At 69.9% G+C, this 16,872-nt stretch carries 20 protein-coding genes; 10 read left to right on the top strand and 10 right to left on the bottom strand.

What is annotated here, in order from left to right; all coding sequences use genetic code 11:
- The first annotated feature begins 165 nt into the window (after positions 1-165).
- The 4 genes from ACFPIJ_RS51770 (at position 166) to ACFPIJ_RS51755 (ending at position 5,271) form a co-directional block, all read left to right on the top strand.
- Positions 166-1,533, top strand: coding sequence for a hypothetical protein (locus ACFPIJ_RS51770; RefSeq protein WP_380126903.1), 1,368 nt, complete (start codon positions 166-168; stop codon positions 1,531-1,533).
- 195 nt (positions 1,534-1,728) lie between these two features.
- Complete coding sequence (locus tag ACFPIJ_RS51765; protein WP_380126902.1) at positions 1,729-3,852, top strand: serine/threonine-protein kinase; 2,124 nt, start codon at positions 1,729-1,731, stop codon at positions 3,850-3,852.
- 139 nt (positions 3,853-3,991) lie between these two features.
- Positions 3,992-4,729, top strand: a complete 738-nt coding sequence (locus ACFPIJ_RS51760; protein ID WP_380126901.1) for a VWA domain-containing protein — start codon at positions 3,992-3,994, stop codon at positions 4,727-4,729.
- A complete protein-coding gene (locus ACFPIJ_RS51755; protein ID WP_380126900.1) occupies positions 4,726-5,271 on the top strand; it encodes a hypothetical protein in 546 nt (181 codons plus the stop codon). Before ACFPIJ_RS51760 ends, ACFPIJ_RS51755 begins: the two co-directional genes overlap by 4 nt.
- Before the next feature lie 114 nt (positions 5,272-5,385).
- On the opposite strand, the gene ACFPIJ_RS51750 is transcribed toward ACFPIJ_RS51755, so the two are convergent.
- Positions 5,386-6,108 (bottom strand): hypothetical protein, encoded by a 723-nt coding sequence (locus ACFPIJ_RS51750; protein WP_380126899.1) that lies wholly within the window; start codon positions 6,106-6,108, stop codon positions 5,386-5,388.
- A 221-nt stretch (positions 6,109-6,329) separates the two neighbouring features.
- On the opposite strand from ACFPIJ_RS51750, the gene ACFPIJ_RS51745 reads away from it, so the two are divergent.
- Positions 6,330-6,449 (top strand): CorA family divalent cation transporter, encoded by a 120-nt coding sequence (locus ACFPIJ_RS51745; RefSeq protein ID WP_380126898.1) that lies wholly within the window; start codon positions 6,330-6,332, stop codon positions 6,447-6,449.
- Positions 6,450-6,517: 68 nt separating this feature from the next.
- Here the strand turns inward: ACFPIJ_RS51745 and ACFPIJ_RS51740 are convergent, their stop codons facing one another.
- Positions 6,518-7,687: a hypothetical protein gene (locus tag ACFPIJ_RS51740; protein WP_380126897.1), complete on the bottom strand. Its 1,170-nt coding sequence runs from the start codon at positions 7,685-7,687 to the stop codon at positions 6,518-6,520.
- A 547-nt stretch (positions 7,688-8,234) separates the two neighbouring features.
- Here ACFPIJ_RS51740 and ACFPIJ_RS51735 point away from each other — a divergent pair.
- The gene (locus ACFPIJ_RS51735) at positions 8,235-8,486 is read left to right on the top strand and encodes a DUF3040 domain-containing protein (RefSeq protein ID WP_380126896.1); all 252 of its coding nucleotides are present in this window, start codon (positions 8,235-8,237) and stop codon (positions 8,484-8,486) included.
- Positions 8,487-8,850: 364 nt separating this feature from the next.
- Here ACFPIJ_RS51735 and ACFPIJ_RS51730 read toward each other — a convergent pair whose 3' ends face one another.
- The 6 genes from ACFPIJ_RS51730 to ACFPIJ_RS51705 form a co-directional block, all read right to left on the bottom strand.
- Positions 8,851-8,979: a hypothetical protein gene (locus ACFPIJ_RS51730; protein WP_380126895.1), complete on the bottom strand. Its 129-nt coding sequence runs from the start codon at positions 8,977-8,979 to the stop codon at positions 8,851-8,853.
- A 202-nt stretch (positions 8,980-9,181) separates the two neighbouring features.
- Positions 9,182-9,697: a universal stress protein gene (locus ACFPIJ_RS51725; protein ID WP_380126894.1), complete on the bottom strand. Its 516-nt coding sequence runs from the start codon at positions 9,695-9,697 to the stop codon at positions 9,182-9,184.
- 72 nt (positions 9,698-9,769) lie between these two features.
- Positions 9,770-11,539 carry a murein biosynthesis integral membrane protein MurJ gene (murJ, locus tag ACFPIJ_RS51720; protein WP_380126893.1) on the bottom strand — a complete coding sequence of 590 codons (1,770 nt, stop codon included), beginning with the start codon at positions 11,537-11,539 and terminating at the stop codon, positions 9,770-9,772.
- A gap of 40 nt (positions 11,540-11,579) precedes the next feature.
- Complete coding sequence (locus ACFPIJ_RS51715) at positions 11,580-11,981, bottom strand: winged helix-turn-helix domain-containing protein (protein ID WP_380126892.1); 402 nt, start codon at positions 11,979-11,981, stop codon at positions 11,580-11,582.
- 256 nt (positions 11,982-12,237) lie between these two features.
- Positions 12,238-13,026: an ABC transporter permease subunit gene (locus tag ACFPIJ_RS51710; protein ID WP_380126890.1), complete on the bottom strand. Its 789-nt coding sequence runs from the start codon at positions 13,024-13,026 to the stop codon at positions 12,238-12,240.
- Positions 13,026-13,919, bottom strand: coding sequence for an ABC transporter ATP-binding protein (locus tag ACFPIJ_RS51705; protein WP_380126938.1), 894 nt, complete (start codon positions 13,917-13,919; stop codon positions 13,026-13,028). The genes ACFPIJ_RS51710 and ACFPIJ_RS51705 overlap by 1 nt, the downstream gene beginning before the upstream one ends.
- A 271-nt stretch (positions 13,920-14,190) precedes the next feature.
- Between ACFPIJ_RS51705 and ACFPIJ_RS51700 the strand changes: the two genes are divergently transcribed.
- Genes ACFPIJ_RS51700 through ACFPIJ_RS51685 form a run of 4 tightly spaced genes read left to right on the top strand, consistent with a single transcriptional unit; the run spans position 14,191 to position 15,666 of the window.
- Entirely contained in the window at positions 14,191-14,526 is a 336-nt protein-coding gene (locus ACFPIJ_RS51700; RefSeq protein ID WP_380126889.1) for a hypothetical protein, read from the top strand.
- Entirely contained in the window at positions 14,526-14,975 is a 450-nt protein-coding gene (locus tag ACFPIJ_RS51695) for a MerR family transcriptional regulator (RefSeq protein ID WP_239137146.1), read from the top strand. Before ACFPIJ_RS51700 ends, ACFPIJ_RS51695 begins: the two co-directional genes overlap by 1 nt.
- Positions 14,972-15,289, top strand: coding sequence for a hypothetical protein (locus ACFPIJ_RS51690; RefSeq protein WP_380126888.1), 318 nt, complete (start codon positions 14,972-14,974; stop codon positions 15,287-15,289). The genes ACFPIJ_RS51695 and ACFPIJ_RS51690 overlap by 4 nt, the downstream gene beginning before the upstream one ends.
- Positions 15,290-15,336: 47 nt before the next feature.
- The gene (locus tag ACFPIJ_RS51685; protein WP_380126887.1) at positions 15,337-15,666 is read left to right on the top strand and encodes a YnfA family protein; all 330 of its coding nucleotides are present in this window, start codon (positions 15,337-15,339) and stop codon (positions 15,664-15,666) included.
- 57 nt (positions 15,667-15,723) lie between these two features.
- Here the strand turns inward: ACFPIJ_RS51685 and ACFPIJ_RS51680 are convergent, their stop codons facing one another.
- On the bottom strand, positions 15,724-16,188 hold the full coding sequence (locus tag ACFPIJ_RS51680) for a hypothetical protein (RefSeq protein ID WP_380126886.1): 465 nt from the start codon (positions 16,186-16,188) through the stop codon (positions 15,724-15,726).
- A 3-nt stretch (positions 16,189-16,191) separates the two neighbouring features.
- On the bottom strand, positions 16,192-16,872 hold a 681-nt coding region (locus tag ACFPIJ_RS51675; RefSeq protein ID WP_465252349.1), incomplete at its 5' end, for a flotillin family protein.

Here is a 16,872-nt window from a genome sequence, read left to right as displayed (position 1 = left end):
CGTAGTTTTTTCGTCAAGACATCTACCTGCGGTACTCATCGTCGATCGACCATGGGTGCTGCCCGCGGCTGCGGTTCGCGCCAGCGGTGTACGGGGAGTGGTGTCGTGGCGTTGCAGTCCGCTGAGGTGCGACCGCAGGCCGGCGTCCGTGCCGGCGGTACCGCGATGCGGACACGGTTGCTGGCGGTCGCGGCCGCGGTGTTCGTCGCCGGCCTGGTCACCGTGCTCACGGTCGAGGTGGGCCGGGAACGTGACGGCCTGCGGGTGATCGGTCACCAGGCAGCACCCGAGGTCGTCGCGACCTCGGACCTGTACTTCGCGCTCAACGACATGGACGCGCAGTTGGCCAACGCGCTGCTGGTCGGCAATGACACCACACTGGGTTTCACCCGTGCGCAGGCGCTCGACATCTATCAGCAGCGTCGCCAGCAGGTCAGCCGCGACCTCCAGCAGGCGGCAGCCGCAGCGGCCGACCCGGTCACCGCCAAGAGTGTCAGGGACATTCTCGACGGGCTCGGGCAGTACGAGACGCTCGCGGCCCAGACGATCCTGCTCGACCAGCAGGCCGATCATGCCGCCGGGCAGGCGTCCGGCGCCGCCCTCGCGCAGTACCGGCTCGCCACCGACCTGTTGGCCGCCGTCCTCCTGCCCGCGGCGCGCAGCCTCACCGAGCATCATGCCGAGGCGCTGGAGCGCACGTACGAAGGCGAGCGCGGCCGGGTGCTCGCCGTCCGCGGCTGGCTGATCCTGCTCGGATTCCTGGCCCTGGCCGGCCTGGTGGTCCTGCAGGTGCACCTCGCCCGCCGGTTCCACCGGGCCCTCAACGCACCACTGGTGGCCGCGACGATGTTCGTGGTCGTGCTCGCCGGGGCGGGTGTGGCATCGACAAGCAGTGTCGCGGAGCATCTGCGTGCGGCGAAGAAGGACGCGTTCGACTCGAACCTCGTGCTGAACCGGGCCAGGGCAATCAGCTACGACGCCAACGCCGACGAGAGCCGCTACCTCGTCGACCCGGACCGGGCCGACCGGTACGAGGAGGCGTTCCTGGCCAAGACCCTGCAGCTGGTGACCCTCGACGGCGCGACGCTCACCACGGTCGACGGGGCACTCGACCGCACTTGGCAGGCGTACCGACACGACCACCGGGCCGTCGGCTGGCAGGGATACCTCGGAGCCGAGTTCCGCAACATCACTTTCGACGGCGAGCGGGCCGCCGCAGAAACCGCTTTCACCCGGTACCAGACCTACCAGCTCGACGACCGGCGCATCCGTCAGCTCGTCAACGACGGCAAGCGCCGAGACGCGATAGCGTTCTGCACCAGCTACGCGCCCGGCGACTCCAACTATGCCTTCGACCAGTACGACCAGGCGCTCGTCGTGCTCATCGACATCAACCAGCGCGCGTTCGACGGCAGCATCCATGACGGCGAACAGGAGCTGTCCCGGTGGCCTTTCGTGCCTGCCGGCATTGCCGCCGCCGTCCTCGCGCTGCTGTTCCTCGGTCTGCGTCGCCGCCTGGCCGAGTACCGATGAACGGGCGCGCGAGTTGCTCCGCGCCGCCTTGCCGGAGGAGCTCCGATGAGTAGTTGCCAACGTCCAGGATGCACCGGCTCGTACGCCGCCGACGGCTACTGCGACGACTGCGGCCACAAGGCCCCGGCCACTGTGACGCCAACGGTCGGTACCACAGACCGTGGCGGCTCCAGAACCGCCCCGCCCACTACCGGCATGCCCAGCGTCGGCACGCCGAGTTTCGGCAGCCCGAGTCTCGGCAGCCCGAGTCTCGGCGGCCCGAGCGGGGCACGCACCAGCGGCCGGACCAGGGGCCGTGGAGGGCTCGGCGCCGACCTGGTCGTCTTCGCGCCAGTGCCGCTGCGCGACCCGGCGACCGCGGTCCTGGCCGACCCCCAGGTCCCCGAATCGCATCGGTTCTGCGCACGGTGCGGCGAACCGGTCGGCCGCGCCCGGGACGGGCGACCAGGCCGCACAGGGGGATTTTGCCCCACCGACGGCATCCCCTTCTCGTTCGTGCCTCGGCTTCGCGCCGGCGATCTCGTCGACGGCCGCTACGACATCCTCGGCGCGCTCGCGCACGGCGGACTCGGCTGGATCTACCTCGCCCGCGACCGCAAGGTCAGCGAGGCCGGCGCAGACCGCTGGGTCGTGCTCAAGGGCCTCATCAACACCGGCGACCCGGACGCGGTCGCGGCGGCGGTCGCCGAGCGGCGCTTCCTGGTGGCGGTCGACCACCCAAACATCGTCAAGATCCACGACTTCGCGCAGCACGCCGATCCGGTCACCGGCGAGACCGTCGGCTACATCGTGATGGAGTACGTCGGCGGCCGCTCACTCAAGGAGCTGCTGCTGGCGAACACCGGTCCCGACGGCCGGCGCGTCCCCCTGCCGCTGCCCCAGGTGCTCGCCTACGGCCTCGAGGTGCTGCCCGCTCTCGGCTATCTGCACCAGCGCCGCCTGCTGTTCTGCGACTTCAAGCCGGACAATGTCATCCACGCCGAGGAGCAACTCAAGCTCATCGACCTCGGCGCGGTACGGAGCATCGACGACGACCGCTCCGCGCTCTACGGCACGCCTGGCTATCAGGCCCCGGAGCTGGCGGCCTCCGGTCCCTCGATCGGCTCCGACCTGTATACCGTCGGGCGTACCCTCGCCGTGCTCAGCATCGACTTCGCCGGCTTCTCCAGCCGCTACGCCGACCGGCTACCCAGCCCCGTCGACGTCCCTCTGTTGGCCCGGGAGGAGTCGTATCACCGGTTCCTGCGCCGGGCCACCGACCTCGAACCCCACCGCCGGTTCGAGTCCGCCGCCGACATGGCAGAGCAGCTCATCGGCGTGCTTCGGGAGGTGCTCGCCGCGTCCGACGGCGTGCCACGCCCTACCGGTTCGGCGCGCTTCACCGGCGAGCGTTCGGCCTTCGGCACCACCGGAGCCGCACCAGACGGCGGCACGGTCGCGATGGCACTACCGGTTCCGCTCGCCGACCCGGCCGATCCGGCGGCAGGCTTCCTCGCCGCCCTGACCACCGCCGATCCCGACGCCGCAGTCGCGGCGCTGCGGACCGCGCCGGTGCACAGCATCGAGGTCCGGCTGCAACTCGTCCGGGCGCTGCTCGCAACCGGCGACACTGTCGCCGCCACGAACCAGCTGCAGGCGACCCCGTTGCCGGACGGCGACTGGCGCCACGACTGGCATGCCGGGCTCATCGCCTTGACCACGGGCCAGTTCGACGAGGCGTGCGGCCATCTCGGCGCGGTGTATGACGCGTTGCCAGGCGAACCGGCGGTACGCCTCGCGTTGGCCGCGGCCAACGAGCTGGCCGGCGATACGGTGGCCGCCGTCCGCCGGTACGAGCGCGTGTGGCGCGTCGACCACGCCTTCGTCAGCGCCGCGTTCGGGTTGTCCCGCGTGCTGTTCAGCGGCCGTGACCGGGCCGGCGCGATCCGGATCCTCGACGAGGTTCCGGACACCTCCAGCCAACACGTCGCTGCGCAGATCGCCGCGGTACGCGTCGCGGTGGACCCGACAGCGGGCCCGTTGAGCGAGGGCGACTTCATCGATGCCTCTCAGCGCCTGGAGCGGCTGCGGCTGGACGCCCGGCGGCAAGCGACGCTCGCGGTGGACGTGTTCAGCGGCGCGCTGCGCTGGCTTGGCGCGGCGCCGATCCCGGGCGCAGGGGTCTCCGGTCAGCTGCTCGGCCACCGGCTCAGCGAACGTGACCTCCGTTCCGGCCTGGAGCGTACGTATCGCATGCTGGCATCGTTGGAGCCCGACCGGCGCGCCCGGCACGCGCTCGTTGACCAGGCGAACGCGGCGCGGCCGTGGACGCTGTGGTAACGGGCGCCAACGACCGCTCCGCTTGCGCCGAGCCGGCCGCGGGCCGTCTCTGCGAGGCATGCGCTCAGAACCCGACCGCGATCGTTGCTGCGCCGGCATGGCCGCCGGTGGCGCCCAGCCCGCAGGGAGGAGCCGCCGGATGACGAACGTACTCACCGCCGAGGTCTACCAGAACCGGTTTCTGCCGGCTGGCTCGACGACGGTCAACGCGGTGCTCACCGTGGCCGTCAGCGGACCGGCCGTCGCGGGTACGCCGGACACGTCCGGCGCCGCGCAGGTGATCATGGTTGACTGCTCCGGTTCGATGGCGAGCCCACGGCACAAGATCGCCGAGGCGATCAAGGCCACGACGACCGCGATCGACACCCTCCCCGACGGCGTCGCGTTCGGCATCATCGCGGGCCGTTCCGAGGCCACGATGGTCTACCCGCAGACCGCCGTCCTCGCGGTGGCCGATCCGCGCACGCGCGCCGAGGCGAGGACGGCGGTCGCCGGCCTCATCGCGAGCGGCGGCACGGCGCTCGGCTCCTGGCTCAGCCTGGCCAACGTCCTGTTCGCGGCGCATCCGGCCGCATTCAAGCACGCCATCATGCTCACCGACGGGCAGAATCAGCACGAGACACCCGAGCAACTGGCCGCCGTGCTGCGGGAATGCGAGGGCCGCTTCATCTGCGACACCCGCGGCGTCGGCGACGACTGGAGCGGGGCCGAGCTCCGCGCCGTGGCATCCGCGCTGCTCGGCACCGCCGACGGCCTTCCCGACCCGACCGGCCTCGCTGCCGACTTCCGCGCGATGACCGAGGCCGCGATGGCAAGGCGCTGGCCGCCGTCGCGTTGCGGCTGTGGACACCGATGGACGCCCGGATCCGCTTCGTGAAACAGGTTTTCCCGCACGTCGAGGATCTCACCGGGCGGCGTGCTGACGTCAGCCTCCGCATCGGCGACTACCCTACCGGCGCTTGGGGCATCGAGAGCCGCGACTACCACGTGTGCGTCGAGGTGCCGCCCGGCGCGGTCGGCGAGGAGCGCATGGCTGCCCGGATCGCCATTGTCAGCGGGGAGACGGTGCTGTCCCAGTCGCCGGTTCTCGCCGAGTGGACCGACGACGAGGCGCTGTCCACCAAAATCAATCCCCGGGTCGCGCACTACACCGGTCAGGCCGAGCTGGCCGCCGCGATCCAGGAGGGCCTCGCCGCGCGCGACGGCGGCGACACGGAGACCGCGACCGCGAAGCTCGGCCGGGCGGTCCAGCTCGCCACCGAGTCCGGTCACGGGGACACCGCGAAACTGCTCGCCATGGTCGTCGACGTCATCGACGCCCGCACGGGCACCGTGCGGCTCAAGCGCTCGGTCGCCGGCGTCGACGCCGAGCTGGCCAACGTGCGTTCCGTCAGGACGATCCGCGTCACGAACGAATGAGGCCCGCCGGAGTTTGCGCCGGATCGTCCGCCACTACCTGGCTCATGTCCTGCACCCGGAGCGCCACGCCGAGCGGGCGTCGCCGATGCCGGCCTCCAATTCGTGTACGACGGCTCAGGGCTGCCCGAAATACCGGAGGGTCGCGCGGGTCTTGGTGTGTTGCGGCTCCGTCGGCACGACGCCGTGTGCCCGCAGGAACGCCGATGTCCGCGCGGCAACCGCCGGCGCGTCCTTGGTCTCGCAGCGCGTCGACAACTCGTAGACGGTGGAACCGTCGGGGAACAACCAACGCTCAACCGTCAACGCACGCTTCAGCCCATCGGCAACGTATCTCCCCCGCCGAACATCGACCGGCCCGAGCGTGACGAGGTCCTTGACCCGGAATCCGGTTGGCGCGTACATGGCGAGCATCCGTAGTTGCCTGCGGGAAAGCAAGGTGTGCAGCGGCCTACCAGCTGCGATCGTCTGATCGACCTCGCGGTCGCCGAGGCGTCTCTGCAGCGTACCTGAACACACGTAGTTGCCCGGCAGTGCGTCGACGTCGACCACGAACCGTCTGGAACGCCGCAGCCAGGATGGCACCGCCCCGGGCGTCATCGGTCGCAACTTGACCGCTACGTCGTCCGGCCTGCGGTCGACACTACGGATCCGAACCACCACGCCACACCGTTCCAGCGCCAAGGCGTGCGTGTCGAGGAAGTACACCTGGCGGCTTCGGGCGCCGGCAAGATCGACGCCGAGTGTCGATGTGGCGACGGGCTCGGTCACCACGAGCTTGAGCTCGACCCGGTCCGCGGACCGGGCCAGCGTGCGTATCAGGTCGGACTCCTCAACCAACGGACGCCAGAATCCTCGCACCACAACCCTTGTCCGTTACCAGTACTGATGACGTTCGTGCAGGCGCTGCCTGATCAGCCATACGTTCACGTCGGCCGGTCGCGTCACGGTGTCGCCGGCGCCACGCAGCCGGGCCACGATTCACACGGCGATGTCGCGCTGGTTGTAGCGCCAGGTGCCGGCGGCGACGAACAGGACGGCGAGTCCGAGCGGTCTACGGCATGAACTTCGTGCACATGCCCGAACTGCACTGGATCGGCGGCTACCCGATGGCCGTCGCGCTGATGGTCCTCGTCGCGGTCGGGCTGTGGCTCGTGTTCAAACAGCAGCGCTGGCTGTGAATCCGGCGCACCGCGGTGCGAAGCTGCAGGCTCACAGCCCCGGGCCGGGACCGGCTCTCGTCCGCTACCTACGGCACGAGCTGGGTCAGGTACTGCCGGTAGGCGTGCACCGCGCGGGTACCGGCGCGCAGGTCACACGGTGTGGTGAACAGCAGGGTCCGGGCAAGGTCGTGCAGTGCGGTCAGCTGTTCATTTCCGGCCAGGCCGTTGGCTGCGGCACGGGATCGGCACGCCTGGAGCAGGCTGCGCAGTTCGTCCCGTCGGACGATGAGCCCGGCTGCGGCAGCGCGGAGTTGTGCTGCTCGCCGGCCGGCGCGGGTGATTTCCTGCTCGACGCCGGCCAGTTCGGCGTCCAGCTGGTCCCAGCGGCCGGCAAGTGCACGCGCGTCGATCTCGGCGGTGCGCGCCCGCAGCGCGGTGCTCGCGGTCGGCAGTGGCGGACGTCGGGGTTCGGTGAGTTCACGGCCGGTCAGTACGTAGGTGTCTGCCGTGAGCCGCTCCGCCCGGTCCAGTTCGTCGAGCCGCGCACGAACCTCGCTGATGCGTTCGTCGTGCCGGTCGCGCAGCGACGCGAGATCTGCCAGGTGAAGGCCGACCTCGACGATCTCGATGGACAGGTCCCGGAGTCGGGCATCGCATGCTGCGGTGAGCCGCCCGTCGGGCGCGGCCGCGAGCGGGTCGGTGAGGTCGGTGTGCTGGATCTGCGCCAAGTGCCGGCGGAGCACAGTCACGGCGTCGGGCGTGCCGTAGTCGCGGCCGAGGGTGGTTGCGGTGTCCACTGCTGCAGTCAGCGGCGCGAGTCGGGTCGCCAGCGCCGCGTGTGAAATGCTGACGCCGGACAGCACGGCGAGCACACCGGCGCATCGTTGCTCCACCTGCTGCGCCAGCTCGTTCGGATGGGGCCAAGCAGGGACCGGCCTGACGGCACCCACGGCAGGGAGGCAGGTCGTAGGACCTGGCAGCTGCGTAGCCAGTTCGAGGTGTCCGAGATTGCCCGCTGGTTGGAGTGCCTGAGGCCGGCTTTCGCGGGGGGAAGCGGCAAGCGCCTGCACCAGGTCGAGCTCCACGCGAAGCGTGTCCCAAGCGTCAGCTGTGCGACCGGACAGTACGTTGTCGCGCAGAAACCGGAGCCCAGGGCTGCTGTGAACGGCGTGCAGAGCTACTGCGATTCGGTTGTGGTCGGCGGCGTCAGGCGGCGGGACTTCCCCTGCGTCACGGCTGACGGACGGCGTATTCATCGTCGGATTCCTTTGTGTACAGTCAGCGGCAATCGGCCGGCCGGCGGCGCAGCCCGATGACGGCGTTGACCGGCGACGGTGGCGTCGTCCACGAAGCAGGTGGCGACTGTCAGTTGCATGTCTCAGATCAACCGCTGCGGGTCGACGTCAATGCTCGCAGCAGGTCCGTAGCGCTGATCGGCGTCGTATGCCACCGGCTCGACCTGCACATCTCCGCCTCCCGATGATCGGCGAACTCCCGGAACCGCCACCTCCATCGGATCGTGCCCGGCCCTCGTCGGACAAGACCGCTTGACGGAATCCATATGCGGCGCCTTCGTGTCGTTCGGCATCGTGATTTCGTATCGACAACTTGGCGCGGCATATCGTGCGTGCAATCGTGTCCGTCGGGCTCGGCGTGTTGCGGTGTGAAACGACTCGCTGCACGCCGACCGCCGTGGAGCGGGTCGATGCCGTTCGATCGCACACAAGGTCGCAACCGACGCCCGGCACCGCCGTCGGCAATGCACGAACGGTGCCGAGCAAGCCGTCTGCGGAGGTATGTGCCGTGCTGCAAGGGGACGACCAGCAGCGCCTGGCCGAGATCGAGCGACACCTGCACGACACGGATCCCGCGTTCGCGGACCGGTTCCGCCGATGGCCGCCGCGGCGTCGGACGTTGTCGCCGACCGCCGCGCTGCTGCTCGGCCTCGCCCTCTTGGTCGTCGGAGCCGCCACCGGCTGGTGGGCGATCAGTCTGCTCGGGACGTCCATGGTCGCGGTCACCATCGTGGCTCTTCGACGCGCACGCCGTCGATGACGGGCGGGGCAAGTGCTACGCGGCTTCCGCGACCGCGAAGTGATTGGTTTCGTCAAGGGCACTGGTGCGTCCGGCCCGCACGAGCTGTGATCGAAAGTGGCGGCCGGCGGTCGTTTGGTTGCCGCCTCGTGAAGGGCGATGACAGCGCCGCGACCCAACCCCTCGTCTCGCGGCGGACGGCCGCGCACACCGACCGGGATCAGCGTGGCCGCCGGCTGCGCAGCGGTCGTGGGTGCCGTCCTGGCCGCCGCAGCGCTGTTCCCGGACGGTGACGTGGCCGGACGGGCGCTGGTGCTGGCGATCACGGTCGGCGCGTACGCGGCCAAGGTCAGGGACGCCGCGACCCGCTCGCGTCCACCGACGCTCAGGTCTCCTCGCCGTACCTGGCGTCCTCGAGGTCGACGCCGCACCATCGGTACAGCCACCGCTCGACCCGCCAGTGCTGTTCGGCGGTGTACACCCGCGCCAGGTGGTTCCCCAGCGGAACGTGCAAGGCCACCACCACCGCAAGCGCGAATGCCGCCTGCAACCAGCCCGCCACACCCATGGGAACGCTGTTTCCTCTCGAGCCACGTGACACCCGGACGGGTCGACGCGCTCGACTGTCAGTACCGATCGAAGCGGACCCACGGCACAGTCAACAGAGCGAACCGGACAGCGGGCAGAGGTCTTGACACAGAAACCATGCGCCGGCGTCAGTGCCCGCCGTCGGCGAAGCGGGTGACCTCCCGGGACAGCATGCGGATCGAGCGCCGCACACCGGGCACGGTCGCCAGCGCGGGCGGCGGCACCACCACGACGGGACAGCCGGCCGCACGGACGCACCCGCGAACCACCCAGCTCGGCCACAGCCAGCGGTGGCGGGTCCTGGCACCGAGCACGAGCAGGTCCTCGCTGTGGGTGGCCAGGTCCAGCAGCACGGCGTCGGTCCGCCCGCACGGCGTGGAGACCATCACCTCGACGTCGGCCGGCGGGCCGCCCACGGCGGCGTCGAACGCGTCGAGCACGTATCGCTGCGCGCCGTCCTTCAGCTCGTACTGCCACTGGATGACCGCCGGCCCTCGCCCGTCCATCGGCAGCGGCCACGCCCGCACGGCATACAGCCGCACGTCGCGGCGCCTCGCCTCCGCCAGCCCGAACCGCAACGCGGCGAGCCCGGACAACGACTGGGAGATCCCGACAACGACTTTGGGTCGGTCGCGTTCACGCATGACGGCTGAGGTGCTGGCCGCGCGCTGTCCCGTCACCCGCGCGCCGGCAGTGGCTCGACGACACCTGAACCCTCACCTTCGGAGTTTGCGCCGGATCATCCCGGCCACCTGGTTCACTTCTTGCACCCGCAGTACCGCGGCCGTGCCGAGATATGCCATGAGAATCGTCGTGCCGCCCGCCAGCACCTGCAGCAGCGCCTCCCCTCGGCCGTCCGGCGCGCCGGCACCGGGCAGCATGCGCACCACCAGCAGACCCAGCGCTGCGGCGACGGCCGCGGCGGCGAGGACCTTGCCGACGGCGAGCGCGACCACGCCGAGGTTGAGCCGGCCGATCCTGCGTCGCAGCACGCTCAGCGAGATGATCGCCGAGACCAGGTACGACAGCGCGTTGCCGGCCGTCATGCCGGCCGCGGACAGTGTCTTGTCGAGGGTCGCGGCCAGCGCGAAGTAGGCACCGATCCGGACCGCCACCACCGGCAGGTTGATCAGCGCGACCGTCCTGTTCTCCTGCAGGGAGAAGAAGGCATAGGTGCACAGGTAGCTGATGGAGAGCGGGAGCACCGCGAACGCGGCGACGACGAGCACGGCACCGGTGGCCAGGGCGGCGTCGTTGCCGTACGCGCCGCCCTGGAAGAGGGTGACGGCGATCGGGACGCCGAGCACGCCGTACATCACGGCGATGGGGGCCAGTGCTGCGGCGGTGAGCCGGATGCCGCGGCTCAGGTCCGCGCTGACGTCGGTGTACCGGCCCTCGGCGGCGGCGGCGCTCATCCTGGGCAGCAGCGCGGTCATCACCGACACGCCGACGATCCCGTGCGCCATCATGGTCAGCAGGAAGACGTTGTTGAACGCCAGGACGCTGGCGCTGCCCTTGCCGGCCACCCGGGTGAGGATCCGGACCACGATGAAGACGGCGACCTGGTTCGCGGCGACGTAGCAGAGCATCCAGCCGGCCAGCTTGCCGATCTCGCGCAGCCCGAGCGAGCGCGGGTCCCACCGCCACTTCCAGCTGAACCCGACGCTGCGCAGCGCCGGCAGCAGGCCGAGGGCCTGCACCACCATGCCGAGCAGGGTGCCGAGGCCGATGAGCGCGACCCGGCCGCCGGTCATGTCCTCCGGCCGAAGTCCCTTCGCGGTGCCGAACACCACGATGAAGACGCCGCAGGTGGCGATGACCACGAGGTTGTTCAGGATCGGCGCCCACATCGGAGCGGCGAAATGCCCGCGCACGTTCAGCACCGCGCCGATCAGGCCGGAGACTCCGGTGAAGAAGATGATCGGCAGGATCAGGTAGGCGATATGGGTGACCAGGTCCCGGTACGGCTTCGACGTGGCGCCGCTGGACTGGACCGCGGTGATCAGCGGGGCAGCCGCCACCACCAGCAGCGTCGCCACGCCGAGCGACACCACCGCGAAGGTGAGCAGTTTGCGGGTGAACTCCAGGCCGCCGTCCGGGTCCGCCGTGCGCCGGCGGACCAGCAGCGGGATCAGCACGCTGGACAGGATGCCGCCGAGCAGCAGCTCATAGATCTGGCCGGGCAGGAACTGCGCGCTGGTGTAGGCGTCGCCGATGCCGGCGCCGAGCGTCATGCCGATCAGCGCGTTGCGCACGAAGCCGATCACCCGGCTGACCAGGCTGCCGGCGGCCATGATCGCGCTGTTGCCGGCGGTGCGGGCCGTGCCGCCGTCGGACGCGTCGACTCCGACCGGCGGGACGTCCTCCTGCGGCAGCGACTCATCCCCACCCGAGTGCGGGTCCACCGAGATCAAGGTGACGCCGCTCTCGGCCCTGGGCTCGCCGTCCCGCGCGGCGTGCGCGCTGCGGTACAGACCGCCGTTCAATCATGCCTCCCGAACTGTCCGAGCATCGCCGTCGAAGCGGTCATGTACTGGCGACACACAGCCGTCGCGCCCCGTCCAACCGGTACCCCACGCCACGAACCGTGCTGATGACCGGACCCCGACCGCCCAGCTTCGCCCGCACCCGGCGCATGTGGACGTCGACGGTCCGCTCTCCGCAGTCGACGTCGTCACCCCAGACGTGGTGCATCAGCTGGCCGCGGGTGAACACCTGGTGCGGATTGCGGGCGAGAAAGAGCAGAAGGTCGTACTCGCGCCGGGTGAAGGTCAGCGGCCGGTCGTCCAGCTGCGCGCTTCGCTCCTCGGGACACAGGACAAGCTCGGGCACGACCGGTCCCGCCACGGCCGCGCCGACACCGATCGACGACAGCCGCTCGGCGATGGCTCGGGCCAGGTCCACACCCTGCGGTCCGACATGTACCACGATCCGAATCTCGACGACAGCAGGCGTCTCCTTGCGCACCGCCCTCGTATCTTCCACGCCACTGGGCATGAAGCCAGGGTGTCGTGACAGGACCGGGGTCGGGGTTGACATTGCGACTCCTTACGGCGGACGCCGACTGCATGCGCAACCGGCGGATCCCTTGCCAGTCAACCCACTCGCGACGTCCCCGGCAATGCCCCTGGCCGTCAAGACTCCATATGTTCGCGAAGACGGACGCACGTAGGCGAGCCGCGATTCACACGGCGATGTCGCGCTGGTTGTAGCGCCAGGTGCCGGCGGCGACGAACAGCACGGCGAGTCCGAGCAGGAGCCCGGCGTGGCCCCACTGCACGCCGTGCTTCAACGGTTCTCCGCCCAGGTACCAGTCGAAGGGAGAGAGCTTCTCCGTCCATTTCAGACTGTCGATCTGCGTGAAGAAGGAGTCGCCGAGGTAGCCCAACACGGCAACGGCGGCACCCACTGCGATGGCATGGACCCGGCGGCCGGTCCACGCACCGACACCGTAGGCGAGCGCGGCGAACAGCAGCCCGAACAACGCCAGCTGCAGGCAGATCGCGAACAGGCGACCGGGTGAGAGCGCGGTGAACTGCCCCGGGCCGCGCAACGCGATGACCACAAGGCACATGAAGGCCGCGACGGTGACCAGCGCCACGACAATGGCGAGAAAGCGTTGCAGTGCGAGCGACACACGGCTCACCGGCTGGGTCTGGACGAGATCCAAGGTGCCCGCCTCCTCGTCGCCGGCGACCGCCCTGGCGCCGGCGGAGATGGCGAAGACGGCGATCAGGATGGGTACCAGCAGACCGAACACGCTGACCGCGAAGTAGTTCTCGGGTTTGGTGTAGTCCTCCATGTGAAACGCTTCTTTGAGCGACTGCGGGAATGAGTTCAAGGCGTCGGCCATCGCCGGGCTGTTGATGCTGGGGTAGAACGAGGCGTACATGGCCGCGACCGCGGTCAGCGCCACAGTCCAGCCGATCCACGCGCGACGGTTGTCCCGCATCGTCTTCCAGAAGACCTGCACTACGCCCCCTCGTGCTGGTAGTAGGTGAAGAAGAGCTCCTCGAGCTCGGGCTCCTCGCTGATCAGGTCCACCACGTGGTGCTGGGCCAGCGCCTTCACCAGCCCGTCGGCGTCGCCGGACAGCTTGCAGCGCAACACCCTTCCATCCACGACGACATCGGATATCCCGCCGGCGTCAAGGGTGGGCGCGTCGGAGTTGAAGTGCACCTCGATCTGACGCAGCGCCCGCTTGCGCAGGTCGTCGACGTGCTCGACAGCGACCAGCGAACCTGAGCGGATGACGCCCACGCGGTCGCAGGTCTGCTGTACCTCGCTCATCACGTGCGAGGACATGAAGACCGTCTGCCCGTTGGCTGCGGCCTGACGGACGAGCGCGACGAACTGCCGCTGCAGGAACGGATCGAGCCCGCTGGTCGGCTCGTCGAGGATGAGCAGCGGCGGCCGGTGCATGAATGCCTGCAGGACGCCGAGCTTCTGCCGGTTTCCCTTGGAGAGGCTGCCGATGCGCTTGCTCAGATCAAGGTCCCAATCGGACGCGAGCTGGTCGATGCGTTGGGTGGGAACGCCGCCGCGAAGGGCGCCGAGATAGGTGAGCAGTTCCCGTCCGGTCTGCCGGCCGTTGGCCATGAAGTCACCGGCCAGGTAGCCGATCTTGCCACGAAGTTCAGGGGCGGAGCGCGGCTCAACGCCGAACACACGCACGACACCCGAGGTGGGCCGGATCAGATCCACCAGGATCCGGATCGTGGTGCTCTTGCCGGCGCCGTTGGGGCCGAGAAACCCGAAGACCTCGCCCGGGGAGACGGTGAGGTCCAGGCCCTTCAACGCTGTGGTGCCCCCGCGGCCGTAGCGCTTGACCAGCGCCTCGGTCTGGATGGCCGGGGTATCCGCCATCACGTGTCCTTCCGCTGCTGAGACAGTGCTTCCCTCGCCAAGGCCGATCACGTCGACGCCCTGCGGCATCACGCCTCATCCACCAGCTTCCGCGACGACGTCCGGACATTGAAACAGCCACGCCACCGGGGAGGCCCGACCCTGACGACATCCATATGAATCCCTGAGACTTTCCATACCCGCCCCTGCTTGCATCCGGTACCCAGGTACAGGCTTACCGTCGAGGAACGGCGTCGCGATGACGCCGACCGAGCCGAGCAAGGAGCCTGCGATGCACGTCGTCGTCCCCGCCGCCTGCACACTGCCGACAGCCGATCAGCCGGTACGGTTGGCGGAGTTCGACCACCTGTTCACCACCGCCGTCCGCCACGTCGAGACCATCTCTCCCACCCACGCACAGCTGCGGCTGAGCGGGCCCGCGGGGCTCGAGGCGACGGTGCAGGATCTGACCGCCCGGGAGACCGCGTGCTGCTCGTTCTTCGCCTTCACCGTCACCCCCGAGCCGGTCGACGAGGGTGAAGCACTGACCCTGGACGTGCGGGTGCCCGCCGAGCACGCCGACGTCCTGGCATCCCTTACCGGGCGGCCCGTTTCGCGTGCGACCTGATGACCCCGCCCGAACGTTTCGGCCTGCGCACCGGTGAGGTCGCCGAGCAGGCCGGGGTGAACATCCAGACGTTGCGGTACTACGAACGCCGCGGGCTGCTCGCCGAGCCGGCCCGCAGCAACGGCGGGCACCGTGTCTACCCGGCCGACACCGTCGCCCTGCTCGGCGTGATCAAGGCGGCGCAGCGGCTCGGGTTCACCCTCGACGAGGTTGCCGAACTCCTCGACACCGGCCGCCGCCGGCACCCGTCCGCCGACCTCCGGCAACGCGCGATCGACAAGATCACCGAGATCGACGCGAAGATCGCCGACCTGGTGGCGATCCGCGGCACGCTCACCGAGGTCGTCGACGCCCGCTGCGACAGCCTCACCAACTGCACCTGCGCCGACTGCCCGATCCCGTTCCTCACCATCGGCACCACCGAGCACCCCGACGGAGCACCCGCATGAGCCTGCCCCTGCCGACACCCACCACCCGCGACCAGCACCAGGCACCGGCCGTCGACAACGCGCCGCCCACCCGCAGCAAGGTCTCCGGCGGCCTGGCCGTCGTGGCCTGCGCCGCCTGCTGCGCCCTGCCGCTCCTCATCGCCGCCGGGGTACTGACCACCGCCGGCGCCGCGATCATCGAGAAGACCCTCCTGGCCGTATCCGCCGGTCTCGTCGTGCTCGCCCTGAGCATGTGGTGGCTCCACCGCCGCCGCAGTACCCACGATGCCGCCGCAGCCGGGTGCGGGTGCGGCGGCGCCGGATGTGGCTGCTGACCGGCCCGACGGCTGGTCGAGCCGCGGCGGTGTGCTGCGATACGACCATGACGATCATCCGGTCCATCCTGTTGTTCCTCGTCGCCGCGCTCGCGGAGATCGGCGGCGCCTGGCTGATCTGGCAGGGCGTCCGCGAGCACAGGGGCCTGCTGTGGATCGGCGCCGGCATCGCGGCGCTCGGCGCCTACGGCTTCGTCGCCACCCTCCAGCCCGACGCCAACTTCGGCCGCATCCTCGCCGCGTACGGTGGCGTCTTCGTCGCCGGTTCCCTCGGCTGGGCGATGGTCGTCGACAGGTTCCGGCCCGACCGTTACGACCTCATCGGCGCCGCTGTCTGCCTCGTCGGCGTCGTCATCATGTACGCGCCACGTCATTGACGAACGCGCCGCTTGGGTCTGGGCGGGCGCCCCGCCTCGAGGCGCCCGCCGGTGGCGTCAGGTTCGTCGGGGCGATCCCGGCGGTGCGGTCATCCGCGCCGACAGGAGGGAATACAGCTCTTTGACGGGTGCGGGCGCGTCCTCGGGCGGCGTGGCGAACGTGGCACCGAGCTGGCGGAATCCCACCAGGTTGAGGAAGGCGAACGTGTCGGTGTACGCGTCGCCGTGCTGCACTCTGATCCGCCACCCGAAGTGCCAGCCGCGCGAGTACAGGACGCTGACGCGGTCGATCTGCGACAGCTTGATCCGGCGCTGACGCACCACGTTGTGGAGTTCGACCTCGGTCGCGTGGACGATCACGTGCTGCCGGGTCGCGGCCAGCAGCAGCAGGCCGCAAGGGATCGACGCATACCACGCGTATGTATGTGCGACGACTCCCATGAGCGTGAAGCCGATCAGCCCGCTGCCGAAGTACGCCATCGCCTGCCAGTTCCGGAACGCTCTGGGTTCACCGTCGGCCATGGGTCAGCTCTGCTCGCGTCGGATGACCGCGGTGCCCGCCGTGGATTCGCCGGCGGGTGTGGCGGTCATGCCCTTGCGGACGGCCTCCAGCAGCGCGGTGCCCTGCGCGGCGAGGGACGCCACGACGCTGTTCAACCCTTCCGCGCCGTCCAGCACGGTCAGGTTGGCGCCCTGCAGACCCTCCGCCGCGGCCCGGAGCAGATCGGGCAACTGCTCGATCATCATCTGGTCCAGCGCGATACGACCCTGCGCAGCGGCCGCCTCCGCGGACAACTTCGTGGCGTCGGCATCCGCGCGGGCAAGGGTGACGATCCGCTCCGCCTCGGCCTGCGCGGGACGGATCACCTCGGCGATGAGCTGCACCTGGCGCAGCTCGGCGTGCTTCTGCGCGACGAGCGCCTGCTCGACCAGCACGTGCTGCTGAGCCTGCGCGGCGGCGAGCGGCCCGGCCTGCGCGGCGGTCTGCTGCGCCTGGTCGATCTCGGCCTGGTAGCGCGCCTGGGCGATCGCGGTCTGACGCGCGTACTCGGCCTGATTACGGCGGCTCTCCTGCTGCGCCATCGCACTGGCCTGGTCGGCGATCGCCTGAGCGACGTTCGCCTCCTGGTTCACCCGCGCCTGATGCGGGGCCGCGAGAGCCTTGATGTAGCCGACGCCCTTGTCATGGATGCTGCTGATCTGCAG

Source organism: Dactylosporangium cerinum (assembly GCF_042653625.1).
GTDB lineage: Bacteria > Actinomycetota > Actinomycetes > Mycobacteriales > Micromonosporaceae > Dactylosporangium > Dactylosporangium cerinum.
This window is presented reverse-complemented; position numbering and strand designations above follow the sequence as displayed.